Annotated in this window: 16 protein-coding genes; 8 read left to right on the plus strand and 8 right to left on the minus strand. The window is 71.3% G+C overall.

Annotated features, from left to right (window positions below; translation table 11 throughout):
* Positions 1-452 precede the first annotated feature (452 nt).
* Complete coding sequence (locus V6U90_RS17995; protein WP_334437652.1) at positions 453-818, plus strand: ArsC/Spx/MgsR family protein; 366 nt, start codon at positions 453-455, stop codon at positions 816-818.
* 8 nt (positions 819-826) lie between these two features.
* On the opposite strand, the gene V6U90_RS18000 is transcribed toward V6U90_RS17995, so the two are convergent.
* A complete protein-coding gene (locus tag V6U90_RS18000; RefSeq protein WP_334437818.1) occupies positions 827-1015 on the minus strand; it encodes a hypothetical protein in 189 nt (62 codons plus the stop codon).
* A 19-nt stretch (positions 1016-1034) separates the two neighbouring features.
* On the opposite strand from V6U90_RS18000, the gene V6U90_RS18005 reads away from it, so the two are divergent.
* Together V6U90_RS18005 and V6U90_RS18010 are read left to right on the plus strand one after the other, a co-directional pair.
* Positions 1035-1748, plus strand: coding sequence for a hypothetical protein (locus V6U90_RS18005; RefSeq protein ID WP_334437655.1), 714 nt, complete (start codon positions 1035-1037; stop codon positions 1746-1748).
* A 47-nt stretch (positions 1749-1795) separates the two neighbouring features.
* A complete protein-coding gene (locus V6U90_RS18010; protein WP_334437657.1) occupies positions 1796-2185 on the plus strand; it encodes a hypothetical protein in 390 nt (129 codons plus the stop codon).
* Positions 2186-2238: 53 nt separating this feature from the next.
* Here V6U90_RS18010 and V6U90_RS18015 read toward each other — a convergent pair whose 3' ends face one another.
* Positions 2239-2805, minus strand: coding sequence for a GNAT family N-acetyltransferase (locus V6U90_RS18015; protein WP_334437660.1), 567 nt, complete (start codon positions 2803-2805; stop codon positions 2239-2241).
* A gap of 123 nt (positions 2806-2928) precedes the next feature.
* Between V6U90_RS18015 and V6U90_RS18020 the strand changes: the two genes are divergently transcribed.
* Positions 2929-3627, plus strand: coding sequence for a cellulose binding domain-containing protein (locus V6U90_RS18020; RefSeq protein ID WP_334437662.1), 699 nt, complete (start codon positions 2929-2931; stop codon positions 3625-3627).
* Positions 3628-3817: 190 nt separating this feature from the next.
* The gene (gene pulA / locus V6U90_RS18025; RefSeq protein ID WP_334437665.1) at positions 3818-9301 is read left to right on the plus strand and encodes a pullulanase-type alpha-1,6-glucosidase; all 5484 of its coding nucleotides are present in this window, start codon (positions 3818-3820) and stop codon (positions 9299-9301) included.
* Between the two features lie 463 nt (positions 9302-9764).
* On the opposite strand, the gene V6U90_RS18030 is transcribed toward pulA, so the two are convergent.
* Entirely contained in the window at positions 9765-10133 is a 369-nt protein-coding gene (locus V6U90_RS18030; RefSeq protein ID WP_334437668.1) for a YkvA family protein, read from the minus strand.
* A 105-nt stretch (positions 10134-10238) separates the two neighbouring features.
* Here V6U90_RS18030 and V6U90_RS18035 point away from each other — a divergent pair, with 105 nt between their 5' ends.
* Positions 10239-11081, plus strand: a complete 843-nt coding sequence (locus tag V6U90_RS18035; protein WP_334437669.1) for a PhzF family phenazine biosynthesis isomerase — start codon at positions 10239-10241, stop codon at positions 11079-11081.
* 206 nt (positions 11082-11287) lie between these two features.
* On the opposite strand, the gene V6U90_RS18040 is transcribed toward V6U90_RS18035, so the two are convergent.
* Entirely contained in the window at positions 11288-13171 is a 1884-nt protein-coding gene (locus tag V6U90_RS18040) for a hypothetical protein (RefSeq protein ID WP_334437671.1), read from the minus strand.
* Positions 13172-13601: 430 nt separating this feature from the next.
* Between V6U90_RS18040 and V6U90_RS18045 the strand changes: the two genes are divergently transcribed.
* Positions 13602-14780, plus strand: coding sequence for a peptidoglycan DD-metalloendopeptidase family protein (locus tag V6U90_RS18045; protein ID WP_334437674.1), 1179 nt, complete (start codon positions 13602-13604; stop codon positions 14778-14780).
* On the opposite strand, the gene V6U90_RS18050 is transcribed toward V6U90_RS18045, so the two are convergent.
* From V6U90_RS18050 to V6U90_RS18060, 3 genes are all read right to left on the minus strand, one after another.
* Entirely contained in the window at positions 14764-15330 is a 567-nt protein-coding gene (locus V6U90_RS18050; protein WP_334437677.1) for a hypothetical protein, read from the minus strand. The genes V6U90_RS18045 and V6U90_RS18050 overlap by 17 nt on opposite strands.
* A 20-nt stretch (positions 15331-15350) precedes the next feature.
* The gene (locus V6U90_RS18055) at positions 15351-17087 is read right to left on the minus strand and encodes a RyR domain-containing protein (protein ID WP_334437680.1); all 1737 of its coding nucleotides are present in this window, start codon (positions 17085-17087) and stop codon (positions 15351-15353) included.
* A 183-nt stretch (positions 17088-17270) separates the two neighbouring features.
* Entirely contained in the window at positions 17271-18752 is a 1482-nt protein-coding gene (locus V6U90_RS18060) for an aminopeptidase P family protein (protein ID WP_334437683.1), read from the minus strand.
* 114 nt (positions 18753-18866) lie between these two features.
* Here V6U90_RS18060 and asnB point away from each other — a divergent pair, with 114 nt between their 5' ends.
* Positions 18867-20828, plus strand: a complete 1962-nt coding sequence (gene asnB, locus V6U90_RS18065; protein ID WP_334437685.1) for an asparagine synthase (glutamine-hydrolyzing) — start codon at positions 18867-18869, stop codon at positions 20826-20828.
* Positions 20829-21004: 176 nt separating this feature from the next.
* On the opposite strand, the gene V6U90_RS18070 is transcribed toward asnB, so the two are convergent.
* Positions 21005-22093: a lytic polysaccharide monooxygenase auxiliary activity family 9 protein gene (locus V6U90_RS18070; protein WP_334437688.1), complete on the minus strand. Its 1089-nt coding sequence runs from the start codon at positions 22091-22093 to the stop codon at positions 21005-21007.
* Positions 22094-22347 lie beyond the last annotated feature (254 nt).

The raw sequence follows: 22347 nt of genomic DNA on the forward strand, positions 1-22347 counted from the left end.
ACGACCCGGCCCGGCCGGTCATTCCCACCGGCCATCGGCCCGCACCGCACCCCGGTGTAGGGGTTTGTTGGTGCTGCGGTCGTACGGGGGTTACAACGGTCCCACCTCGCCGGCCATTCCAGCCGGTGGCCCCCGACCCGATCCGGGGTAACCGGACATCCGTGACGAACCGGCACACCCGGCCCGGAACTAGGCGCATGCCGGAGTGGCCCGTGCCCGGTTGCGCCATTCGTCCGCCAGCAGGGACCAGATTTCGGTGTCCACCCGCGTACCGCCGAACGGAACGAGCTGGCGCAGCGTCCCCTCGTGGGTCGTCCCCAGCCCCTCTCCCGCCGCCGATCATGGAGTTATGGTGGGGGAAAGAAGACGTTTCGTGGCTCTTGTCAGGCACCACAAGTCCATGATCGGCCGAGGGGAGTCGCGGCGGTTGACCGTCTGCGAGGATTCCGGGCATGGAGATCTGGTACAACCCGTCCTGCTCGAAGTGCGTCGGTGCCCGGTCCACCCTGGACGCCGCCCGGGTGCCGTACCGGCTGCGGGCGTACCTCGACACCCCGCCCAGCGCGGCGGAGCTGACCGGGGTACTGCGCCGGCTCGGCGCACATGCCTGGGACATCTGCCGGACGCAGGAGGCCGCCGCCGTGGCGCAGGGCATGGCCGACTGGCCCCGCGACGAGGCGAGCGAACCCCGCTGGATCGCTGCCATGGTGGCCGCCCCGGAACTGATCCAGCGGCCGATTCTGCTCCTCGACGACGGCGGCGCGCTGGTCGGGCGTACCCCGGAGGCGGTCGACGAGGCGGTCGACCGGAGCCGCTGACCGCCAGGTCAGTCCGGGGTGGCCGGTGACCCCGGGCCGGTCGCCTCGGCGTGCCGCTGGCGCAGCCGGTCCCGGATCTCCTCCGGCGTGTACGCCCGGCGTCGCCGCTCGGCCCGGGCCACCGCGACCCCGGTGGCCGCCACCCCGACCACGCCGGCCAGGCCGAGTATCTTCCACCACTGCATCCGTTGCCGCATCCGCCTAGGGTAAGGCGCCATGAGCATCAGCCTGGACGAGGCCGTGGAGTTGACCCGTACCGGAGATGTCTGGATCTTCCGGGGACGTAGCGTGCCGGACCGGGCCATCCAGCTCACCACCAACAGCCCGGTCAACCACGTCGGCATGGCGGTGGTGCTCGACGACATGCCGCCGTTGATGTGGCACGCCGAGCTGGGCCGGTCGCTGCCGGACATGTGGACCGGCAGCCACCAGCGGGGCGTGCAGCTGCACGACCTGCGCGACGCGGTCTGCGTCTGGGCCAACCGGTACGGCCAGCGGGCCTGGCTCCGCCAGCTCGAACCGCCGGTCGACCGGGACATGGAGGACGCGGTGCTGCGGACGGTCGCCAGGCTGGACGGTACGCCGTTCCCGTCTACCGCCCAGCTCGCCTGGAGCTGGGCCCGGGGCCGGGTGCCCGCCGTACGCCTGCCCGGACTGCGCCGGGACACGGCGGACACCGGGCTGGCGGAACCCGCGCGGATTGGGGAGGCCGCCGGGGAGGGCGGGGGAGTCGGGGTACGGGACCGGGCGTTGGAGACGGCGTACTGTGCGGAGGTCGTCGCGGTGACCTACCAGGCGATGGGGCTGCTGCCCGCCGGCCGCCGGCCCAACTGGTACGACCCGGGACGGTTCTGGAGCGGCGACGACCTGGACCTGCTCGCGGGCGCGCGGCTCGGCGACGAGATCCAGGTGCGTATCCCGCCACGGTGAGACCCGGGGAGGTTTGCCGGGGTCGCGGCCCGGAGAAACCTGGCGGCGTGAACGCCTCCACCGATCTTGCCACGCTGACCGACTTCTTCGACCGGTACGGCGTCGCGCTGACGACCGCGGACGTACCGGCCATCGCCGCCTGCTACGCGCTGCCCGGCCTGGTCGTCGCGGACACCTACAGCTTCTCGTTCACCACCCCGGCCGCCGTGGCCCTCTCCTTCGTCGGCGCCGCGCCGGACTACACCGAACGCGAGCTGGTCGCCGCGAACGCCCAGATCCGCGACGTGCAGCAGTTCTCCGCGCTGCTGACCATGGTCGAGGTGGAGTGGGAGTTCCTGGACAGCCAGGGCGGCGTGGTGCCGGGTGAGTGCTACCGGTACCTGCTGCGCGGCACCGAGGAGGGACCGGTGATCTGCACGGTCGTCCGGACCGGCTGAGTTGCGCGGTTGTCCGGACCGCCTGACCTGCCCGGTCGTTCTTACCGTCGGGGTCAGGCCCCGGTGGGTACCCAGAAGCGGAGCTTGTCGCCGCGCTGGTCCTCCAGCACGCCACCGTTGGCCTCGATGACCCGACGGGAGGCGACGTTGTCCACGTCGCAGGTGACCAGCGCCGAGGTGATGCCGAAGTCGCGGGCCACCGGCAGCGCCGCCCGCAGCATCGCGGTGGCGTGACCCTGCCGGCGGGCGGAGGGGCGGACGTCGTACCCGATGTGGCCGCCCAGCTCCCGCAGCGACGGGTTGAGTCGGTGCCGTACCGCGATCCGGCCGAGGTAGACCGGCCCGGCGACCCACCACAGTGTGGTCGACGGCACGAAGCCCGCCGGGCGCGGAGTCTCCTCCCGGCTCTGCAGGCGCAGCTCCCGGACGAACTCGTCGAAGCCGGCCGGGTTGTGCCAGGTCGCGGAGTGCTCCCGGATCTCCCGGCCGACCATGGTGTGGTCCTGCCGGTCACCGCGCCCCTCGGCCTGGAACTCGGCCATCGCGGCGAGAAACGAGGCGTGCACCTGCGGGGTCGGTGGTACCAGGGTCGGCGGACCGGGGAGAGCGTACGTGTCCATGGCGACGATTGAACGGCAACCGGACAGACAAAGGCGACCGTTTTGCGGGCTGTCGGATCGCCGGTCGACCGTTAGGCTCCCGGTCGGCCGTTAGGCGCTCCGGCGGTTCGACAAGGGAGACGGATGACCAGCAGACGTGCCGGCCGGGGGGCTTCCGGGGTCATCGCCGCCGCACCCTGGATCGTGGTCATGCTCGGGGTGGGCACGATGATCGTCCTCCTGGTGTTCGCGGTGGGTGCCGTGCGCGGCGACCGGCGACCCTTCGACGGTCTGGCCGTCGACGCCGCGCCCCCACCCACCCTGCCGGCTGACGACGGGCGACTGACGACCAACGGTCCCCGGGCCGACGGCAGCGCCAGCCCGACACCGGGCCGCACCTCCGCGCGGCCGTCGGTGTCACCGTCCCGGTCGCCGACCCCGAGAGCGACGGTTTCCGGTACGCCGTCGCGGAGCGCGCCCCCAGGGATCCTCGTCTCGCCCGCGCCGCCGGCGACGCCGGGGGTGACCGGCCGGTACCGCGTGCTGGAGAGCTACCGGGACTCGTTCATCGGCGAGGTCCGGGTGGTCAACACGTCGACCACCGCGCGGGACTGGTCGGTCCGGTTGACCTTCCCGGCCGAGGTGGACCGGCTGCGGACCTACTGGGTGGAGTCGGCCGCGCAGGCCGCTGCCAGCCGGGCCGGGGCGGCGTACGTCTTCACCAGCGGGGCGCCGCTCGGGCCGGGGCAGACCGCCTACCTGCGGATGCACTTCCACCGGTCCGGCTCGACCGATCGGCCCGCTGACTGCACCGTCAACGGCGTGGCCTGTAGTTTCGCCTGACTGTTCCACGCCTGGCGGGCTGGCCCGTGCCGGCCGGGCCGGCTGACCTCCCCGCGCCCGTCGCGGCGCTCCGTCCACTCTCCCCTTGCGCAAGGGCATGCCTATGTTACGACTTGGTTTGCAAGCTATTGCAGAACGTTTCGGCAAGGGCTAGCGTGCGGGCGAATCAACGACCACAGGAAGGCCGTCGATGAAACCCCCGCCGATATCGCGTACCGCCCTGCTTGCCTTCGTTTCCCTGCTCACCCTCTCCCTGATCGGCGCCCCCGTCGCCGTGCACCAACTCGGTGGTCGGGCCAGCGGCGCGCCGATCGCCGCCGGCACCGTCCAGTGGTCGTCCGAACCGTCGGCCGAGGCGCTGGCCCGGGCGGCTGGCGAGCGCGAGCGGGCCGAGCAGTTCTACTTCGTCCTGCCCGACCGCTTCGCCAACGGCGACTCCCGCAACGACACCGGTGGTCTCGCCGGCGACCGGCTCGCCACCGGCCTCGACCCGAAGGACAAGGGCTTCTACCACGGTGGTGACCTGAAGGGCCTGATCGACCGGCTCGACTACATCGAGGGCCTCGGCACCACCGCCATCTGGCTCGCCCCGATCTTCAAGAACAGGCCGGTGCAGGGCACCGGGTCCGACGTCTCGGCCGGCTACCACGGCTACTGGATCACCGACTTCACCCAGGTCGACCCGCACTTCGGTACGAAGGAGGACCTGAAGAAGCTGACCGAGCTGGCCCACCGGCGGGGCATCAAGATCTACCTCGACATCATCGTCAACCACACCGCCGACGTCATCAGGTACGCCGAGAACAAGTACTCCTACGTGGACAAGGCGACCGCGCCGTACCGGGACGCGCAGGGCCGGCCCTTCGAGGACCGGAACTACGCCGACGGCAGCCGGACGTTTCCCGAGGTCAACACGAGGTCGTTCCCGTACACCCCGACCTTCGCCACCGAGGCGGACAAGACGGTCAAGGTGCCGGCCTGGCTGAACGACCCGACCATGTACCACAACCGGGGCGACTCCACCTTCGCCGGGGAGAACAGCGAGTACGGCGACTTCTTCGGGCTCGACGACCTGTGGACCGAGCGTCCCGAGGTGGTCCGGGGCATGACGAAGATCTACGCCGACTGGGTGCTGAAGACCGGCGTCGACGGCTTCCGGCTGGACACCGTCAAGCACTCCAACCTGGAGTTCTGGCCGCAGTTCGCGGCCGGCATCGAGGCCGCCGCCGACAAGGCCGGCAAGCCGGACTTCTTCATGTTCGGCGAGGTCTACAGCGCCGACCAGGAGGTCACCTCGACCTACGTACGGCGCGGCGGGCTGCCCGCCACCCTCGACTTCGCCTTCCAGGAGGCCGCCCGGGGCTACACCGCCGGGAACGGCTCCGCCCAGGCCCTCGCCGACCTGTACGCCCGGGACAGCCTCTACGCCGCCCGGGACACCGAGGCCGACCGGCTGCCGACCTTCCTCGGCAACCACGACATGGGCCGGATCGGCTCGTTCATCGTCGGTGGGGGTACCGACCCGGCCAGCCACCTGCGGCGCAGCCAGCTCGCCCACGAGCTGATGTTCCTCACCCGGGGCCAGCCGGTGGTCTACTCCGGCGACGAGCAGGGCTTCACCGGCCCGGGCGGGGACAAGGACGCCCGGCAGGACATGTTCGCCTCGAAGGTGCCCGACTACCTCGACGACGACCTGCTCGGCACCGACCGGACCCACGCCAGCGACCAGTACGACCGTAGCCACCCCCTCTACCGGACGATCGCCGACCTGGGCGCGCTGCGCAAGGCCCACCCGGCCCTGCGCGACGGTGTCCAGGTGACCCGGTACGCCGCCGACGGCGCCGGGGTCTTCGCCTTCTCCCGGATCGACCCGGTCAGCCGCACCGAGTACCTGGTCGCGGTCAACAACGCGGCCACCGCGCAAACCGTCACCGTGGACACCTGGTCCGCCGGGGCGGCCTTCACCGGGATCTACGGCGGCACCGCCACCGGTACCGCCGGTGCCGACGGCAAGCTGACCCTCACCGTCCCGCCGCTGTCGGCCGTGGTGTACGCCGCCGGCACGCCGGTCGCCGTACCAGCCGCCGCCCCCACCATCCGGATCACCGACCCGGCCCCGGACGCCGCCGTGGCGACCCGCACCGCGATCACCGCCCAGGTGACCGGCGACCCGCTGGCCACCGTCACCATGGCCGCCCGGGTCGCGGGCGGGAAGTGGACCCTGCTCGGCAGCGCCGACCGGGCCCCGTACACGGTGCACCACGACCTGGCCGGGTTGGCAGCCGGCACCCGGGTGGAGTACAAGGCAGTAGTGCGCGACAGCAAGGGACGCACCGCGAGCACTCGGTCCGCCATCACCGTGGCCACCCCGGAACAGGCCAGCTCCCGGGAGTGGGCGGTGGTGCACTACCAGCGCCCGGCCGGCGGGTACGACGACTGGGGGCTCTACACCTGGGGCGACATCGACCCGGCGTACGCCACCGAGTGGCCCAAGGGGCAGCCGTTCGCCGGTGAGGACTCCTACGGCCGGTTCGCCTGGGTGAAGCTCAAACCGGGCGCCAAGTCGGTCGGTTTCCTGGTGGTCAGCAAGGATGGCGTCAAGGACGTCGAGAACGACCGGACCATCGACGTGCCCCAGACCGGCGAGATCTGGGTCAAGCAGGGCGACCCGGCGACCTACCCGACCCGGCAGGCGGCCACCGGCGAACCGGACCCGCCGGTCGACGAGAACACCGCCGTGCTGCACTACCGCCGGGCCGACGGCAACTACGCCGGCTGGGGGCTGCACGTCTGGGACGGCGCCGCCAACCCCACCGAATGGTCCGTGCCGCTGGCCCCCGCCGCCCGGGACGCCTTCGGCGTCACCTTCCGGGTGCCGCTGGCCGCCGGGGCGACCGGGCTGAGCTACATCATCCACTCCGGGGACGAAAAGGACCTCCCCACCGATCAGCGGCTCGACTTCGCCACCGCCGGCCGCCAGGTGTGGCTGCTCGCCGGCACCCCGGGGCGACTGCTGCCGGTGGCCGCCACCGAAGGCAAGGGCGACACCGACATCACCCGGCAGAAGGCGCACTGGATCGACCGGTCCACCGTCGCCTGGGCCACCGGCCCCACCGACGGCAAGCGGTACGACCTGGTCACCGCCCCGACCGGCGGGGTGACCGTGGTGGACGGCGAGCTGTCCGGGACGTACACCTCGCTGCCGTTGCGGGCGCAGGCCAACGGGCTCACCGAGGCCCAGCGGGCGGCCTTCCCGCACCTGTGGGCGTACCGCGCCTTCACCCTCGACAAGGGGGACCTGCGCCGGGTGCCGGCCGCCCTGCGCGGGCAGCTCCTGGTGACCGAACGCGACCACACCGGCAAGCTGCTGGCCGCGACCGGCGTGCAGATCCCCGGCGTGCTCGACGACGTCTACGCCGCCGCGACGAAGGCGAAGCTCGGCCCCACCTTCGACCGGGGCCGGCCGTCGCTGGCGCTCTGGGCGCCCACCGCCCGGAAGGTCACGCTGCAACTGTTCGACACGCCCACCTCGACCCCGAAGACCGTGGCGATGCAGCGCTCGGACCGGACCGGCGTCTGGACCGTCCAGGGCGCGAAGAACTGGGTCGGCAAGTACTACCGCTACCAGGTGGAAGCCTGGCAGCCGGCCGCCCAGCGGGTGGTCACCGCCTCGGTGACCGACCCGTACTCGGTGGCCCTGGCCGCCGACTCCACGCACAGCCAACTCGTCGACCTTGCCGACGCCGACCTGGCGCCGAGCGGTTGGGCGAAGCTGCGCAAGCCGGCGGCCGTACCGTCGTCGAAGGTGCAGATCCAGGAGGTGTCGGTCCGGGACTTCTCCATCGCCGACATCACCGTGCCGACGGAGAAGCGGGGCACCTACCTCGCCTTCACCGACCCGGGTACCGCCGGCATGCGGCACCTGCGCAAGCTCGGCGACGCCGGGGTCACCCACCTGCACCTGCTGCCCGCGTTCGACTTCGCCACCATCCCGGAGCGGCGGGCCGACCAGCAGCAGCCGGCCTGTGACCTGGCCGCCCTGCCGCCGGACTCGGACGAGCAGCAGAAGTGCATCGCGGCGGTCCGCGACACCGACGGCTACAACTGGGGGTACGACCCGCTGCACTACACGGTGCCGGAGGGCGGCTACGCCGTCGAGCCGGACGGGGCGGCGCGAACCGAGGAGTTCCGGCGGATGGTCGCCGGGGTCAACGGCGCCGGTATACGGGTGGTCATGGACGTGGTCTACAACCACACCTCGGCCGCCGGTACCGACGCCAAGTCGGTGCTCGACCAGATCGTGCCCGGGTACTACCACCGGCTGCTGGACGACGGCAGCGTGGCCACCTCCACCTGCTGCGCCAACACCGCCCCCGAACACGCCATGATGGGCAAGCTGGTCGTCGACTCGCTGGTCACCTGGGCTAAGGCGTACAAGGTGGACGGGTTCCGGTTCGACCTGATGGGCCACCACCCGAAGGCGAACATCCTGGCCGTCCGGGCCGCGCTGGACAGACTGACCCTCGGCCGGGACGGGGTCGACGGGAAGTCGATCCTGCTCTACGGCGAGGGCTGGAACTTCGGCGAGGTCGCCAACGACGCCCGCTTCGAGCAGGCCACCCAGGGCAACATGGCCGGCACCGGGATCGGCACCTTCAACGACCGGCTGCGCGACGCGGTCCGCGGTGGCGGCCCGTTCGACGGCAACCCGCGCCACCAGGGCTTCGCCTCCGGCCTGTTCACCGACCCCAACGGTGACCCGGTCAACGGGACGAGCGCCGAACAGCGTGCCCGCCTGCTGCACCAGCACGACCTGATCAAGGTCGGGTTGACCGGCAACCTCGCCGGCTACCGGTTCGTCAACTCGGCCGGCCAGCAGGTGACCGGCGCCCAGGTCGACTACAACGGCGCACCGGCCGGCTACACCGCCGCGCCCGGTGAGGCGGTCACCTACGTCGACGCGCACGACAACGAGATCCTGTACGACGCGCTGGCGTACAAGCTGCCCGCCGGCACCCCGGCGGCGGACCGGTCCCGGATGCAGGTGCTCGCCCTGAGCACCGTGATCATGGGGCAGGGCGCAGGGTTCGTCACCGCCGGCACCGAACGGCTCCGATCGAAGTCCCTCGATCGCAACTCGTACAACAGCGGCGACTGGTACAACCAGATCCGCTGGAACTGCGCGGACGGCAACGGCTTCGGTATCGGCCTGCCACCGGCCCAGGACAACGCCGACAAGTGGCAGTACGCCAAGCCGCTGCTGGCCGACCCGAAGCTGGTGCCGGACTGCGCGGCGGTCGACGCCACCGACGCCGGCTACACCGAGCTGCTGCGGATCCGGGCGTCGTCGCCGGTGTTCGGGCTGAGCAGCGCGGACCAGGTGCAGCAGCGGGTCGCCTTCCCGCTCTCCGGTACCGGCGAGACCCCCGGCGTGCTGACCATGACGCTGGACGGCCGCGGGCTGGACCGGCAGTGGACGTCGGTGACCGTGGTCTTCAACGCCACCGGCGAGGCGGCCACCCAGACCGTGACGGGTCTACGGGGCGCGGCGGTCAGCCTGCACCCGGTGCAGCAGAACTCGGCCGACCCGGTGGTCCGGACCGCGTCGTTCGACGCGGGCACGGGGACGTTCACCGTCCCGGCGCGGAGCGTGGCGGTCTTCGTCCAACGCTGAGATGTAAGGAAGGGCCCCTTCTTATCGCTTTCGGTATAGGAAGGGGCCCTTCTTAACACCCCGGCACCGTCAGCCGCCGACTGCCGCGAGCTGCCGTACGACGTGCTGCCGGGCATCATGGTCGACATGAACACCGACTGGGTCACCATCGCGGCCTACGAGAACACTCCTGGCTGTCTGCGCCCGTTGGCTGCGCTCCGGGCTTGACTGCGTGACCGGGGCATCGACTGGATGCCGTTCGAGCCGAGCGAGATCTACTGGGGTCTGGCCTGCGGCATCGGTCCTGACGGTCACTGGCACGGCTGGTTCGACGTCCGCATCCGGCCGCCGCTCTCCGCCGTCTCGGGCTGCACCCCGACCAACCGACCGCGACGGTCGCCGGGCCGGCTCCGCCGGGCTGGTGGCATGCCGCTGCCGAGCGTAACGCCCGGTGAACCGCGGTGATCAGCTGGCGGAACGCGCCCTAGTCCACGGGGTGCGACGGGACACGTGCCGGCCCATCGGTGGGACCGGTCCGGGACGTGGCATCCCGGGCAACGTCGCGGCTGGCGCTGCGGGCGGTACGCCGCTGCGCGGCCAGCCGGGTCAGGTAGATCAGAGCACCGGCCAGGACGCCCATGTCGTCGAGGTAGATCGGGTCGGGGAGCAGGTCGACCGGGAACACGGTGTAGATCAACGCCCCGTAGAACGCCACCCGACCGCCCATGCCCAGCTCGCCGAGCAGCCGGCGGGTACGCAGTACCCGTACGGCCAGTACGACGGCACCGGCCAGGGTGGTGACGGCCAGCACACCGCCGAGTACGCCGACCGCGATCCACGCCTCCCGTGACATGCGGAAACGGTAACCCGGGGAGATGGACACGGCGACCGGTGCGTGGTCCATGAACTGCGGATTGGCCGCTGCGGCAGGGTGGGGGCCGGCCCTACCGTCGCGATCATGGAGATTCTGCGATACGCCGCCTTCACCGAGGTGCCGGAGGGCGGCAACCCGGCCGGGGTGGTCCTGGACGCCACCGGGGTCGACGAGGCGGAGATGCTGCGGGTGGCCGCTGATCTCGGGTACTCCGAGACTGCCTTTCTCATTCCGACCGGCGGGGACGGGTTCGACGTCCGGTACTTCAGCCCGCTGGCGGAGGTGCCGTTCTGCGGTCACGCCACCATCGCGCTTGCCGCCGCGTACGCCGAGCGGCACGGCCCCGGGACGCTGCGGCTGCGTACCCGGGCCGGTGAGGTGCCGGTCGCGACGGCGGTGACCGGGGGTGGGCGTACCACGGCGACGCTGACCAGCGTGGCGCCCCGGACGGTACCGCTCGCCCCGGACGACCTCGCGGCACTGCTCGCGGCGCTGCGCTGGTCGGCGGCGGACCTGGATCCGGCCCTGCCGCCCCGGGTGGCGTACGCCGGCGCCTGGCATCCGGTCGTGGCCGCCGCGACCCGGCAGCGCCTGGCTGACCTGGACTACGACCTGCCGGCGCTGGGCGAGCTGATGGCCCGGCGGGGGTGGACGACCGTCGACCTGGTGTGGCGGGAGTCCGAGCATGTCTTCCACGCCCGCAACCCGTTCCCGCCGGGTGGGGTGGTCGAGGATCCGGCCACCGGTGCGGCGGCTGCCGCGTTCGGTGGCTACCTGCGGGAAGTCGGGCTGGTCCGACCCCCGGCGACGGTGACCGTGCACCAGGGCGTGGACCTGGGGCGGCCGAGCATCCTGACGGTGGACATCGCGGCGGCATCGGGCTCCGGCATCGCGGTCACCGGCACCGCCGTACGGCTGCCCGGCTGAGTGCTCCCGGGCCGGCACCTCATGCGGGCCGGCCGGGCCGGGCATGAGCTGATGGCGCGGGGATGGCCGGCGGGGGAGCGGTAGGCGCAGCGAGGCATCCGGTCCCGCCGGGCGATCGGTCGTCGCCCGGCGGAACCGGATGCGGGTCGTGCAGTTCGGTTCAGTCATCCATCGGATCGGCTGTTCGACCAGCTTCGGTCGGCAGGTCAGCCGAAGCAGTTCTCCACCTGCGCCCGGCTGCCCTTGCAGTTGGTCGGGCTGTTGCTGATGATCGAGGACTCGTCATCGACGGTGACCCGGTGGTTGTCGGTGAAGATGCCACCCGGCGCCAGGGTCGACCGGTTGAAGGCGACCTTGGTCTCGGTGAGGGTGACCTCGCCACCCTTGTTGAAGATGCCACCGCCCCGCGAGTTGCGCCCGATCGCCTTGTTGTCGACGACCTCGGTGTGCCGCAGGACCAGCTTGCCGTCCTTGTTGAAGATGCCGCCACCGTCACCGCCCGCGGTGTTCTCCTTGATCGCACCATCTTCGACGACCACGTTGCTGTCGAGCAGCTTGAGACCGCCGCCGTCACCCAGCGTCGAGTTGCGGCTGACCCGGACGTGTTCCAGCTTGAGCTGGGCCTCCTCGGCGGCGAAGATGCCGCCACCGCCACGGACCGCGTTGTTGTCGGTGACCAGGCTGTGCGAGATGACGGTCACCCCGGCCCAGTCGGCGATACCGCCACCGAACACGGCGGCGTTGTTGCTGCCGATGGTGCTCTTCTCGATCCGGACCGTCCCGCCGGCGTTCTCGATCGCGCCGCCGTCGTCGCCGGCGTTGTTGTCGACCAGCTTGGACTCCTCGACCTTCAGCAGGCCGGTGTTGGCGATTGCGCCACCGTCCTTCTGGGCGCTGTTGTCGCTGAGCGTGCTGTGGCTGACCGTGGTGATGCCGGCGTTGTAGATCGCGCCACCGCTGCCGGTGGCGGTGTTGTGGACCAGCGTGGTCTTGTGCAGGTGGAGTTCGCCGCCCGCCTGCACCAGGATCGCGCCACCGCTGTCCCGCTCCTCGTTGCCGTGGCGGTAGCCACCGCCGGCCGCGTTGGCACCCGAGCGGTTGCCGGTCGCGGCGTCGCCCGTGCGGTTAGCCGTGGCGGTGGACACGGTGCGGTTGGCCACGGTGCGGGTGGTCGCGGTGGGGCGGACTGCGGTGCGGCTGCCGGCCTCGGCGGCACCCGCCGCCCCCTTCGCCGCCGTTCCGTTCGCCGTACGGCTCCCTGCGGCGGAACCGAGCATCCTGACGTCGGGGCCGTGGACCCGGTGGTGCCTCCGGTCGCCGGCCTCGCCGCCCTTGATGGTGACGTCCTCCAGCGTGAGGTCACCGCCGACCCCGACGTTGAAGATCCGGAACCCTTCCTTGTCCGCAGCGTTGACGATCTTGGAGTCGTGTCCCTTGATGGTGATGGGCTGGACGATCTCCGGGAGACCGCTGCCGTGGCGGCTGTCGTCATCCCGGTTGTCGTGGCGGTTGTCGTTCTCCCGGCCGCCGTTCTCCTGCTGGTGCCCGCCCTTGTGCGTGCGCTTCTTGTCCCTGTACTCGTTGTGCGCGGTCAGGGTGTAGGTGCAGCCCTTGGCGAGCTTCAGGATGGCGCCGTCCTGCGCGTTGGCGCGGACCAGCGCGTCGATGAGTTCGTCGGAGTCGCAGCCGATCTCCTTGACCTCCTGATCCCGGCCCTTGCCGGACCAGTCGCCCTTGCCCTCCTTGCCCTGCTCGCCGGGCCGCCCTCCCGGGTCCTGGCCGCCATGCTCGTTGCCTTCCGCACCCTGCTGCCCGTTGTCGGCCTTCTTGTCGTCGGCCTTCTTGTCGTCGGCCTTCTTATCGTCGGCCTTCTTGTCGTCAGCCTGCTTGGCGCTGGCCGGGTTCGCGCCGGCCAACCGCTCCAGGCCGGCGGCCTGCTGCGTGTCCTTCACGTTGACCACGCCGCCCACCGCAGCGAGGCTGACCACCCCCGTCAGGCCGGCCACGCCGGTGGCCACCCAGAGAGCCCGCCGCCGGCGCCTGGGCGCGGCCGAGGTGGTGCCCTGCTGGTTCGGTTGGTACTTGGACATTACAGATCCCTGCCCCTCACTGGTAACAGACAGGGCCGCATCGCCATAAGCGCTGCGACCAGCCACAAAAAGGATGTGACCTCTTGGGGACCACCGTAGGTGACCTATCTTCGCGATGGGCGTTTTCCCGAAAAACGTCCGCATTGGTATCAGAAGGGGCTAATGGTGCTCCGGAAGCCGCCGGACGACGTCGCACCCTCGCCGCTCCCGGAGACCCCTCCCCGCCCCGGGTGGGTCCGTCCCGGCTCCCGGTCGGGCCCGCTGGTGGTCGGGTTGGCCCGGGGGTTGATGTCCGGGCGGGAGCGGTCCGGATCCGACCGAAAATTTTCTACGTCACCGGCCCTTCGCGTGGTGCCAATTTCCGGACTGCTGGTTTATCGTTCCGGTATCGCAAGAGCGAAATATTTCGATGTTATGAGGAGGGCTCCCCATGCCGTACTCCCGAAGGCTGGCCGGCCTCGCCGTGCCGCTGCTGCTGATCGGTGGCCTGGTCGCGACAGGTCCAGCCGCTTCCGCCGCCCCGGCCCGGCCGGCGGTCGTCACCACGACCGTGACCGACGCCGTCACCACCAAGCTCCTCGGGCAGGCCGCAAGCGCCGGCCACCGGGCGTCCCGCGCGGACGCGCGGGTGACGGTCAGCCGCGAACGCGGCCGGTGGGCCTTCGGCACAGCGGTGCTCGTCGCACCGCACACGGAGGACGCCCACCCGACCGGGGTGATCTTCGTGGCCCGCGCCGACGGCGCCGACTGGCAGGTCGCCTTCGACGGTGAGGCGGCGTTCAGCGAGCTGAGTGCGGCCTCACCGGTGGTCACCGCCGAGGAGAAGCGGGTCTTCACCACCAGCCCGACCCCGCTGTACGCCGGTGGTGACTACCGGACCGGGATGGCGCTGCCCTTCGCGGTCGGTCAGAGCTGGTACATGACAGGCGGGCCGCACGGCTGGGGCGGGTACGAGCAGCCGTACAGCTCGATCGACCTGGCCGGCGGGGACCAGGTGGTCCGGGCCGCCCGGGCGGGGACCGCGTACACCATGTGCACGGGCTGGATCCGGGTGATCCACGACCGTGGCTACTCGACCGACTACTACCACCTCTGGAGCAGCATCTCGGTCAACGGGGCGGCGGTCTCCCAGGGGAGCTACCTCGGCTACACCGGTACCGACGTGACCTGCGGCGGTGCCGCCAGCGGTCGGCACGTCCACTTCGGACTCCGGCAGAACAGCGCCTACGTGCCGATCGGCGGCCACGGCCTCGGCAAGTGGGCGTTCGTCAGCGGTGGCGCCTACGGCGGCGGAGCCCGGCACGGCTCGTACTACGTGGCGGCCGGTGGCGTGCTCTACAACTACGGGGCACTCGGCTTCACCCAGGCGGTCGTCGACGCCAACGGCGGCGGTACGCTGACCCGCCGCTCAGGCCCCGGCACCGGCTACGGCGCAGTCGGTTCGGTCGCCGACGGTGCCACGGTCAGCATCTCCTGCTCCGCCAACGGCACCTCGCACACCGGCCGGTACGGCACCACCTCGCTGTGGAACCGGCTCACCGACGGCAGTTGGGTCTCCGACGCGTACCTCTGGACCGGAGTGAACGGGACGGTCAACGGCTGGTGCTGACCGGCCGGGCCGGCCCACCGGATCCGTCCGGCCGTGGGGCGGGCGGATCCGGGTCACTGGCCGGCGGGCGCCGACGCCGGGCGCCCGCCGGCCAGAGCACGACCACCGGCAGTCCTCGCTCCCGGGCCACCCGGACCACGTCCGCGGTGTCCCCGATGCCCGCCGACGGCCGCCCGTCCCAGACCGCCAGCAGCAGATCGCAGCGGTTCAGCAGCTCCTCGCTCGCGGCCAGGTACGCCTCCCGACCGGAGGTCGCGAACGGCATGTAGCTGACCCGGACAGCCCGGCCGAGCAGTTCGTCGAAGGCCGGCCGGTTGTCCGGCCCGACCGCGTTACGCCGGTAGTCCCGGGCCGGGATGATCGCCTCGAACGTCCCACCCCGGGCCAGCACCGCCCGGGCGAAGAGCTGGTCCGCCCCGTCGGCCAGACAGGTCACCCCGTGCAACGGCCCGTCCGCGTACCGTTCGAGCTGCCGGTCGAGGCAGTCCCGGACCAGCTCCGCGGTCCCCTTGGCGAGTAGCACGTGTCCGGTGACACCGATGCGTGGCATGGCTGACCATCCGTTCCTCGTCACGCCGCCCGTACCCGGACGATCCGGAACCCCGCTTCGGCGAGGATGACGGGCAGCTCGCGCATCGCGTCGTGATTGCGCTCGCGCATCTCCTCGTGCAGGTGTTCCCAGGTACGCAACGCCGGATGCAGCCGCTGGGCATCGTCGCGGTGGTCGGCGTACCGCCAGCCGGCCGCGAACCGCTCGTCGAACCAGCGCTGGTGCTCCAGCACCGCGAGCCGCTCGATCTCCGACTCGGCGAGCACGTACTCCGCGCCCGATCCGACCCGGGGCGACAACGCGCAGCCCAGCTCCCGCAGCTTGCGGCCGATGTCCTCGGCCTGGGACCGGTTGGCCTGACGCAGTGTCTCCGGCAACTCCTCCCAGGCGACCAGGGCCGGATTCTGCGCCGGATGTTCGCCGTGCTGCCGCCGGGACAGCACGTAACTCTCGTGGATCACCCGGGCCAGCCGCTCGACCAGGTCGTCGCCGATCAGCTCCGGGTCGCACGCGGCGTTGGCCACGCCGTAGAGCCGGAGCGTGCCGGAGAGGTCGTCGAGCACCTGGTGGTCGCCGGGCCGGCTGTCGAACGCCGCCCGCAGGCTGGCCAGTCGGTCCAACCGGACCACCACCGAGCCGGGCCCGCCGTGCCAGAGCTGCTCGGCGGTCAGGGCGGTCTTCAGCGCCCGTTCCTCGTCGTCGTCGCAGATGAACACCCGGTCGGGCGGCAGCGGGAAACCCGTGTCGGCGAGCAGTTCGACCAGGCCACCGTCGAACGGGACGATCCGGCAGGTCCGCGACAGGAACGGGTAGCGGTGCGACAGTTCGGTCGCCGCCCGGGTGGCAGCCTCGTCGACCAGTGCGATCGACACCGGCGCCCTCGGCTGCGGATCGCGTACCCGCCAGCGGCGGGCCAGCTCCACCAGGACCGCCCGGCCGAAGGCGGTCGCGCCGAGCACCACCACCCGGGGTGGTCCGCCGTGCGTGGGCAGCAGCGGTGCCTCGGTGAGCAGCTTCCGGGCTGCCAGGTCGTCGATGTTGAAGAAGTCCAGCCGGGTGCCGGACGGCTCGGCCAGCCCCAGATGCCGGGCCTGTAGCGCCAGGCACAGCTCGGGATCGGCGACCTGCGCGTACACCGCCAACGGGCGGGACCGTCCGCGCCGGGCGGCGGCGAGCGCGATGGCGGTGTTGGTGGCGCTGTCGTCCGTGCAGGCGTACAACGCACGCGCCCGACTGATCCCGGCCGCGTGCAGCACCTCGGGATCACCGGCCTCCCCGGCCAGGCCGAACGGGTCCCGCCCGGTGACCACCGAGCCGGAGGGTATCTGCACCACCCGGTCGCCGGTCGCCCGCAGCCGCCGGGTCAGGATGTCGGCGACCATGCCGTCACCGCAGACGATCACGTGGTCGCGGGCCTGCCGGATCCGTAACCGGCGCAGTTCGGCGGCGAAGAGCAGCCGTCCCGCCTCGATGAACGCGTAGACGGTGACCGCCGGTGCGGTGAACCGGGCGATGTCCAGCAGCACCGGGAACGGACCGCCGCCCTCGTCCAGCGGCGGTGCGCCGAGCACGAAGAGCTGGAGATCGTAGTAGAGCAGGTCCTGCGGGCGCCCCTGGAACTCCGGATGCAGGCGGACGTACTCGGCCAGGCCGAAGTAACCGATCACCAGGGAGACCAGCCCGATGGCGGCGAAGAGTAGCCGCAGGACGTTGACCGCCGGGGCACGCGCCGGCTCGTCGGGAACGCTGCTGGGCACAACGCCTCCCTGCCGGTTGCCGGTGGTGTGACGCAGCGCCGCCAGTCGATCGACGAGTGACGCAGCGCCATCGTACCGTCGCTGTCCAGCGTCAGGGAATGCGCAGCTCACCGGGGTCGGTGGCGGTGGATACCGGCCGGCGGGCCGGTCTGCCGGGGCGGTGTCCGGCCGGGGCCGGGTGACTCAGCCCGGCAACCGGGGACCGGCCTCCCGCTGCGCGGCCAGCCAGGTCTCGACCTCGTCCGCCGCCCGCGGCAACCCGGCCGACAGGTTCACCGCACCCGACGAGGTGACCAGGATGTCGTCCTCGATCCGGACGCCGACACCGCGCAGTTCCTCCGGCACCAGGTCGTCCTCGGGCTGGAAGTACAGGCCCGGCTCGACGGTGAGCACGTACCCCTCGCCGAGGGTGCCGTCCTTGTACAGCTCCTTACGGGCGTTCGAGCAGTCGTGCACGTCGATGCCGAGCATGTGCCCGAAGCCGTGCAGCGTCCACCGCCGGTAGACCGAGGAGGCCGGGTCCATCGCCTCGTCCACGCCCACCGGCAGCAGGCCCAGGTCGGCCAGGCCCTCGGCGAGGACCCGCATGCAGGTCAGGTGCACCTCCTGGAAGGCCACCCCCGGCCGGATCACCTCGATGCCGGCCTGCTGCGAGGCGTACACGATGTCGTAGACCTGCCGCTGCAACGCGGTGAACCGGCCGTCGACCGGGAGGACCCGGGTCACGTCGGCGGTGTAGAGGTTGCGGTTCTCCACACCCATGTCCATCAGCAGCAGCTCACCCGGGCGGGTGGTGCCGTGGTTGTGCACCCAGTGCAGGATCGTGGCGTGCTCGCCCGCGCCGACGATCGAGCCGTAGCCCACGTCGTTGCCGTCGTGCCGGGCCCGCAGCGCGAAGACCCCCTCCAGCAGCCGCTCGGAGACGACCCGGTCGGCCGGCAGGATCCGGGCCACGTCCTCGAAGCCCCGCACCGTGGCGTCGATCGCGTCCTGGAGCTGGGCGATCTCCCACTCGTCCTTGACCAGCTTCAGCTCGCTGATCGCGATGGCCAGCTCGCGGTCCCGGCCCGGCTGTCCCTGCTCCCGGGCCCCGTCGTGCGGGCGTACCGCCGCGTCGACCCGCCGGTCGAAGCCGCGCAGCACCCGGGTCCGGCCGGGCGCCAGGTCGGCCAGGGTCGCGTCCAGCCCGGCCAGGTCGGCCGTCTCCACGCCCAGCTCGGTGGCCTTCTCCTTCAGGGTGTGCCGGCGGCCCACCCACAGCTCGCCGTGCCGGCTGCGGAAGAACTCGTCGGTCGTGCGCGACGACCGGGGACGCATGTACAGCACGGCGTCGTGCCCGGAACCGTTCGGCCGCATCACCAGCACGCTGTCCGGGTCGTGGTCGCCGGTCAGGTAGGCGAAGTCACTGCCCGGACGGAACGGGTATGCGGTGTCGTTGGCGCGTACCTTCTCCGGGCCGGTGGGGATGACCAGCGTCTCGCCGGGGAACGTGGCGGAGAGCGCGGCCCGACGCTTGGCGTGGTTCGGCACCTCCGGGCGGGGGCCGACCGGCAGCTCGCTGTCCCGCCAGCCGTCCCGCATGAAGGCGAGGAACCGTTCCGGGAAGTCCGGATCATGGGACTCGGTGCCGTCGGGCTGCCCGCCGGTGGCCCTCGCCTCGTTCATGATCCGCTCCTTCCGCTGGTCCGCGCACCTGCGCCGACCGTACCCCGTCGGGTGTCGGGGGAGACCGTGCGGTGCCGCGACAGCGGCCGGGCTCCGCGTGGAAAGATGATTCCCATGTGCGGACTCCTGGCCTTTTTCAGCGCGCGCGGCGACGCCGGCGCGCACCGCGACGCCATCGCCGGAGCGTTGGAATGCCTGCATCACCGCGGGCCGGACGAAACCGGCGTCGAGCTGGTCGGGGACGCCACAGGGCGGTACGCCGACGGGGTCTTCGCGCACAAGCGGCTGGCGATCATCGACGTGGCGCTCAGCCACGAGCCCCTGCCCTACGCCAACGGTCGTTACCTGCTGACCTTCAACGGTGAGATCTACAACTACATCGAGCTGCGGGACGAGCTGATCCGGGACTACGGGGCCCAGTTCGCGACCAACGGTGACGGTGAGGTGATCGTCGCCGGCTACCACTACTGGGGCGAGCAGGTGCTCACCCGGCTGCGGGGCATGTTCGCCTTCGTCATCTGGGACCGGCAGGAGCGGCGCGCCTTCGGCGCCCGGGACAACTTCGGCATCAAGCCGCTGCACTACCTGGAGACCGCCGACGGGCTCTACCTCGCCTCGGAGAAGAAGGCGCTGCTGCCGTTCGCCCCGTCCGCGTACGCCGGTGACGCCGGGGTCGACACCGCGAACCTGTCGCACTACCTGACCCTGCAGTACGTCCCCGAGCCCGGCACCCTGCACCAGGGCATCAACCGGATCGGGTCGGGGGAGTACCTGACCTGGACCCCGGGTGGCCGGATCGAGGTGCGGCGGTGGTACCGGCCGGTGTTCCGGCCGAGCCCGGTCGACGACCCGCAGCGGCTCTACCACCAGATCCGCGAGACGCTGCGCGAGAGCGTACGGATGCACATGCGCTCGGACGTGCCGGTCGGCTCGTTCCTCTCCAGCGGCATCGACTCCACCGCCGTGGTGGCCCTGGCCCGGGAGTTCAACCCGAACATCCTCACCTTCACCGTGGGCTACGACGTTCCCGGCTACTCCGAGATCGACGTCGCCCAGGAGTCCGCCCGGCACCTGGACGTCACCACCATCCCGACCAAGATCGGGCCGCAGGACATGATGGAGGCGCTGCCCCGCATCGTCTGGCACCTGGACGACCCGGTCGCCGACCCCGCCCTGGTACCGCTCTACTTCGTGGCCAAGAAGGCCGCCGAGCACGTCACCGTGGTCCTCTCCGGGGAGGGCGCCGACGAGTTCTTCGGCGGGTACACGATCTACCGGGAGCCGCTGTCGCTGGGCGCGGTGAACGGTCTGCCCGGCGGGGTGCAGAAGGGGCTGCGCGCGGTCTCCAAGGCCATCCCGCAGGGCGTCAAGGGCAAGAGCTTCCTGGAGCGCGGCACCACGCCGATCGAGCAGCGCTACTACGGCAACGCCCGGATGTTCACCGAGGAGGAGAAGCAGCACCTGCTGCGCCGGTACGACCCCTCGGTGCGGTACACCGACGTGACCGCCCCGGTCTACGCCGAGTGCACCGAGCTGGACGACGTGACCAAGATGCAGTACGTCGACCTCTACACCTGGCTGCGCGGCGACATCCTGGTCAAGGCCGACCGGATCTCCATGGCCCACTCGCTGGAGGTCCGGGTGCCGTTCCTGGACCGGGAGGTCTTCGACGTGGCGGCCACCATCCCGGTGGACCTGAAGCTGCCGCCCCGCTCGGACGCCACCAAGTACGCCATGCGTCAGGCGCTGCAGGGGGTCGTCCCGCCGGCCATCGTCAACCGGAAGAAGCTGGGCTTCCCGACCCCGACCCGGGTCTGGCTGCGCGGCGAGATGTACGAGTGGGTCCGGCACGTCTTCGCCACCTCCGGCGCCGGTGACCTGCTCGATCTGAACTACGCGATGCGCCTGCTCGACGAGCACAAGCGCGAGGAGGCGGACCACTCGCGCAAGGTCTGGACCGTGCTGATCTTCTGCATCTGGCACGCCATCTTCGTGGCCAAGACCCTCAACCCGGGCATCCAGCGCAACCAGTCCGCCCTGCTGACCAAGCCGGTGGTCGGCTCGATGGTGCACTGACCCGCCCTGCACGGTGGCGGTAGGCCCGGCACCGCCCGAGGGACGAACAGGGGGCCTGCGTCAGCCGACCGGAATCGGGCTGACGCAGGCCCCCTTCCTGCGGGTACGTCGTAGCTGCCGGTTAGCCTCGACGGCGTGCCGCTAACCCGGTGTTGGTCGGGTCGCGGAGCACCGGGTCACGGGCTGGTGCAGGTGACCGTCGGCACGGTGTTGCCGGCGCCGGTGGTGGCGAGGAAGCCGAACGTCGTGGTGCCGTTCGGGGCGACCACGCGGTTGTAGTCCATCGGCTTGACCGTCACCGTGTTACCGGAGACGGTGTGGGTGCCGCTCCAGACCGTGGAGATGGTCTGCCCGCTCGGCCAGGTCCAGGTCGCGGTCCATCCGTTGAACGCGGTGGTGCCGTGGTTCATGATCGTCACCTCGCCCTGGAAGCCGCCCTGCCAGGAGCTGACCACCCGGTACCCGGCCATGCAGTCGGTGCCCGGCGCCGGCGTGGTCGGGGCAGGGGTGGTCGGCGTCGGTCCCGGCGTGGTCGGCGTCGGGGTCGGGTTCCCGCCACCCGGGCCGACGCCGGTGACCTCACCGTTGCCACCGTCGAAGGTGACATCCGAGCAGCCGAAGAAGTTCTCCTGGCTGTCCGAGCGGACCCAGCGGGAGTAGATGATGTGCCGGCCGTTCTTGTTCGACGGCAGGTTCCCGCTGAAGTAGTAGTGCCCGTCGTTGGTACCCGGCGAACCCTTCTGCGGCGGGTTGGTCACCGTGAGGAAGGGCTGCTCCTCCAGATCCGACCAGGCCAGCGGCCGGGTCGGGCTCCAGCTGTCCTTGGTGACGTAGAAGTAGAACGTCCCCGGGTGGTGGGCCCAGTTGCTGTACCGGTAGCTGAAGTTCGCCCCGGCGGTCAGGTGGGTCAGCGGCCAGTCGGTGCGGGCCAGGTCGTAACCGCTGAACCCGGGGTTGCCGCCGCTGCAGAGCTGCCCGTCCGGGATGAAGCCGACGGTGCGCCCACCGGCGTCGGAGCGGAGCACGCTGAACCAGTTGTAGAGGGAGTTGGCTCCGCTCTGGGCCACGGCGGCGGCGCACGCGGGATTGTTCGGCTTGATCTCGCCGGTCTGGCTGAGACCGTCCTGCCAGCAGAGGTAGGTCCGACTGCCGGGGGCCATGGCCGCGCCGTGTGCCTGCGCGGCCTGGCCGGTGAGCACCGTCAACGCGGCGGCGGCCAGGGTGGCCACGGCGGCGAAGACGGAGGCAGTACGTAGGGGTTTCACCGGTTCTCCTCACTTTCGCGGTGCGGCCAACGGCCGTACCACGGTCAACGGGGATCACCGCGCCGGACAGCGGTCGTGGACCTCGGCACACGGATCGGCGAGCGGGCCGGGAGCACGACGGCGTACGCGGTCCGGTCGCGGACCTGCCCTCGCGTGGCTCATACCGGCATCCCGGATATGGTGCGTCAGCCCCCGCACCATCTCGGTACGCGCCATCGCACCACGGAAAGCGGCCGAAATCAATAGTGCTCGAT

This window comes from Micromonospora sp. CPCC 206060 (genome assembly GCF_036906895.1).
Taxonomy (GTDB): domain Bacteria; phylum Actinomycetota; class Actinomycetes; order Mycobacteriales; family Micromonosporaceae; genus Micromonospora.

Coding starts and splice junctions, on each gene's coding strand:
- V6U90_RS17995 (WP_334437652.1), top strand. CDS start 453: ATGGAGATCTGGTACAACCCGTCCTGCTCGAAGTGCGTCGGTGCCCGG.
- V6U90_RS18000 (WP_334437818.1), bottom strand. CDS start 1,015: ATGCGGCAACGGATGCAGTGGTGGAAGATACTCGGCCTGGCCGGCGTG.
- V6U90_RS18005 (WP_334437655.1), top strand. CDS start 1,035: ATGAGCATCAGCCTGGACGAGGCCGTGGAGTTGACCCGTACCGGAGAT.
- V6U90_RS18015 (WP_334437660.1), bottom strand. CDS start 2,805: ATGGACACGTACGCTCTCCCCGGTCCGCCGACCCTGGTACCACCGACC.
- V6U90_RS18020 (WP_334437662.1), top strand. CDS start 2,929: ATGACCAGCAGACGTGCCGGCCGGGGGGCTTCCGGGGTCATCGCCGCC.
- pulA (WP_334437665.1), top strand. CDS start 3,818: ATGAAACCCCCGCCGATATCGCGTACCGCCCTGCTTGCCTTCGTTTCC.
- V6U90_RS18030 (WP_334437668.1), bottom strand. CDS start 10,133: ATGTCACGGGAGGCGTGGATCGCGGTCGGCGTACTCGGCGGTGTGCTG.
- V6U90_RS18035 (WP_334437669.1), top strand. CDS start 10,239: ATGGAGATTCTGCGATACGCCGCCTTCACCGAGGTGCCGGAGGGCGGC.
- V6U90_RS18040 (WP_334437671.1), bottom strand. CDS start 13,171: ATGTCCAAGTACCAACCGAACCAGCAGGGCACCACCTCGGCCGCGCCC.
- V6U90_RS18045 (WP_334437674.1), top strand. CDS start 13,602: ATGCCGTACTCCCGAAGGCTGGCCGGCCTCGCCGTGCCGCTGCTGCTG.
- V6U90_RS18050 (WP_334437677.1), bottom strand. CDS start 15,330: ATGCCACGCATCGGTGTCACCGGACACGTGCTACTCGCCAAGGGGACC.
- V6U90_RS18060 (WP_334437683.1), bottom strand. CDS start 18,752: ATGAACGAGGCGAGGGCCACCGGCGGGCAGCCCGACGGCACCGAGTCC.
- asnB (WP_334437685.1), top strand. CDS start 18,867: ATGTGCGGACTCCTGGCCTTTTTCAGCGCGCGCGGCGACGCCGGCGCG.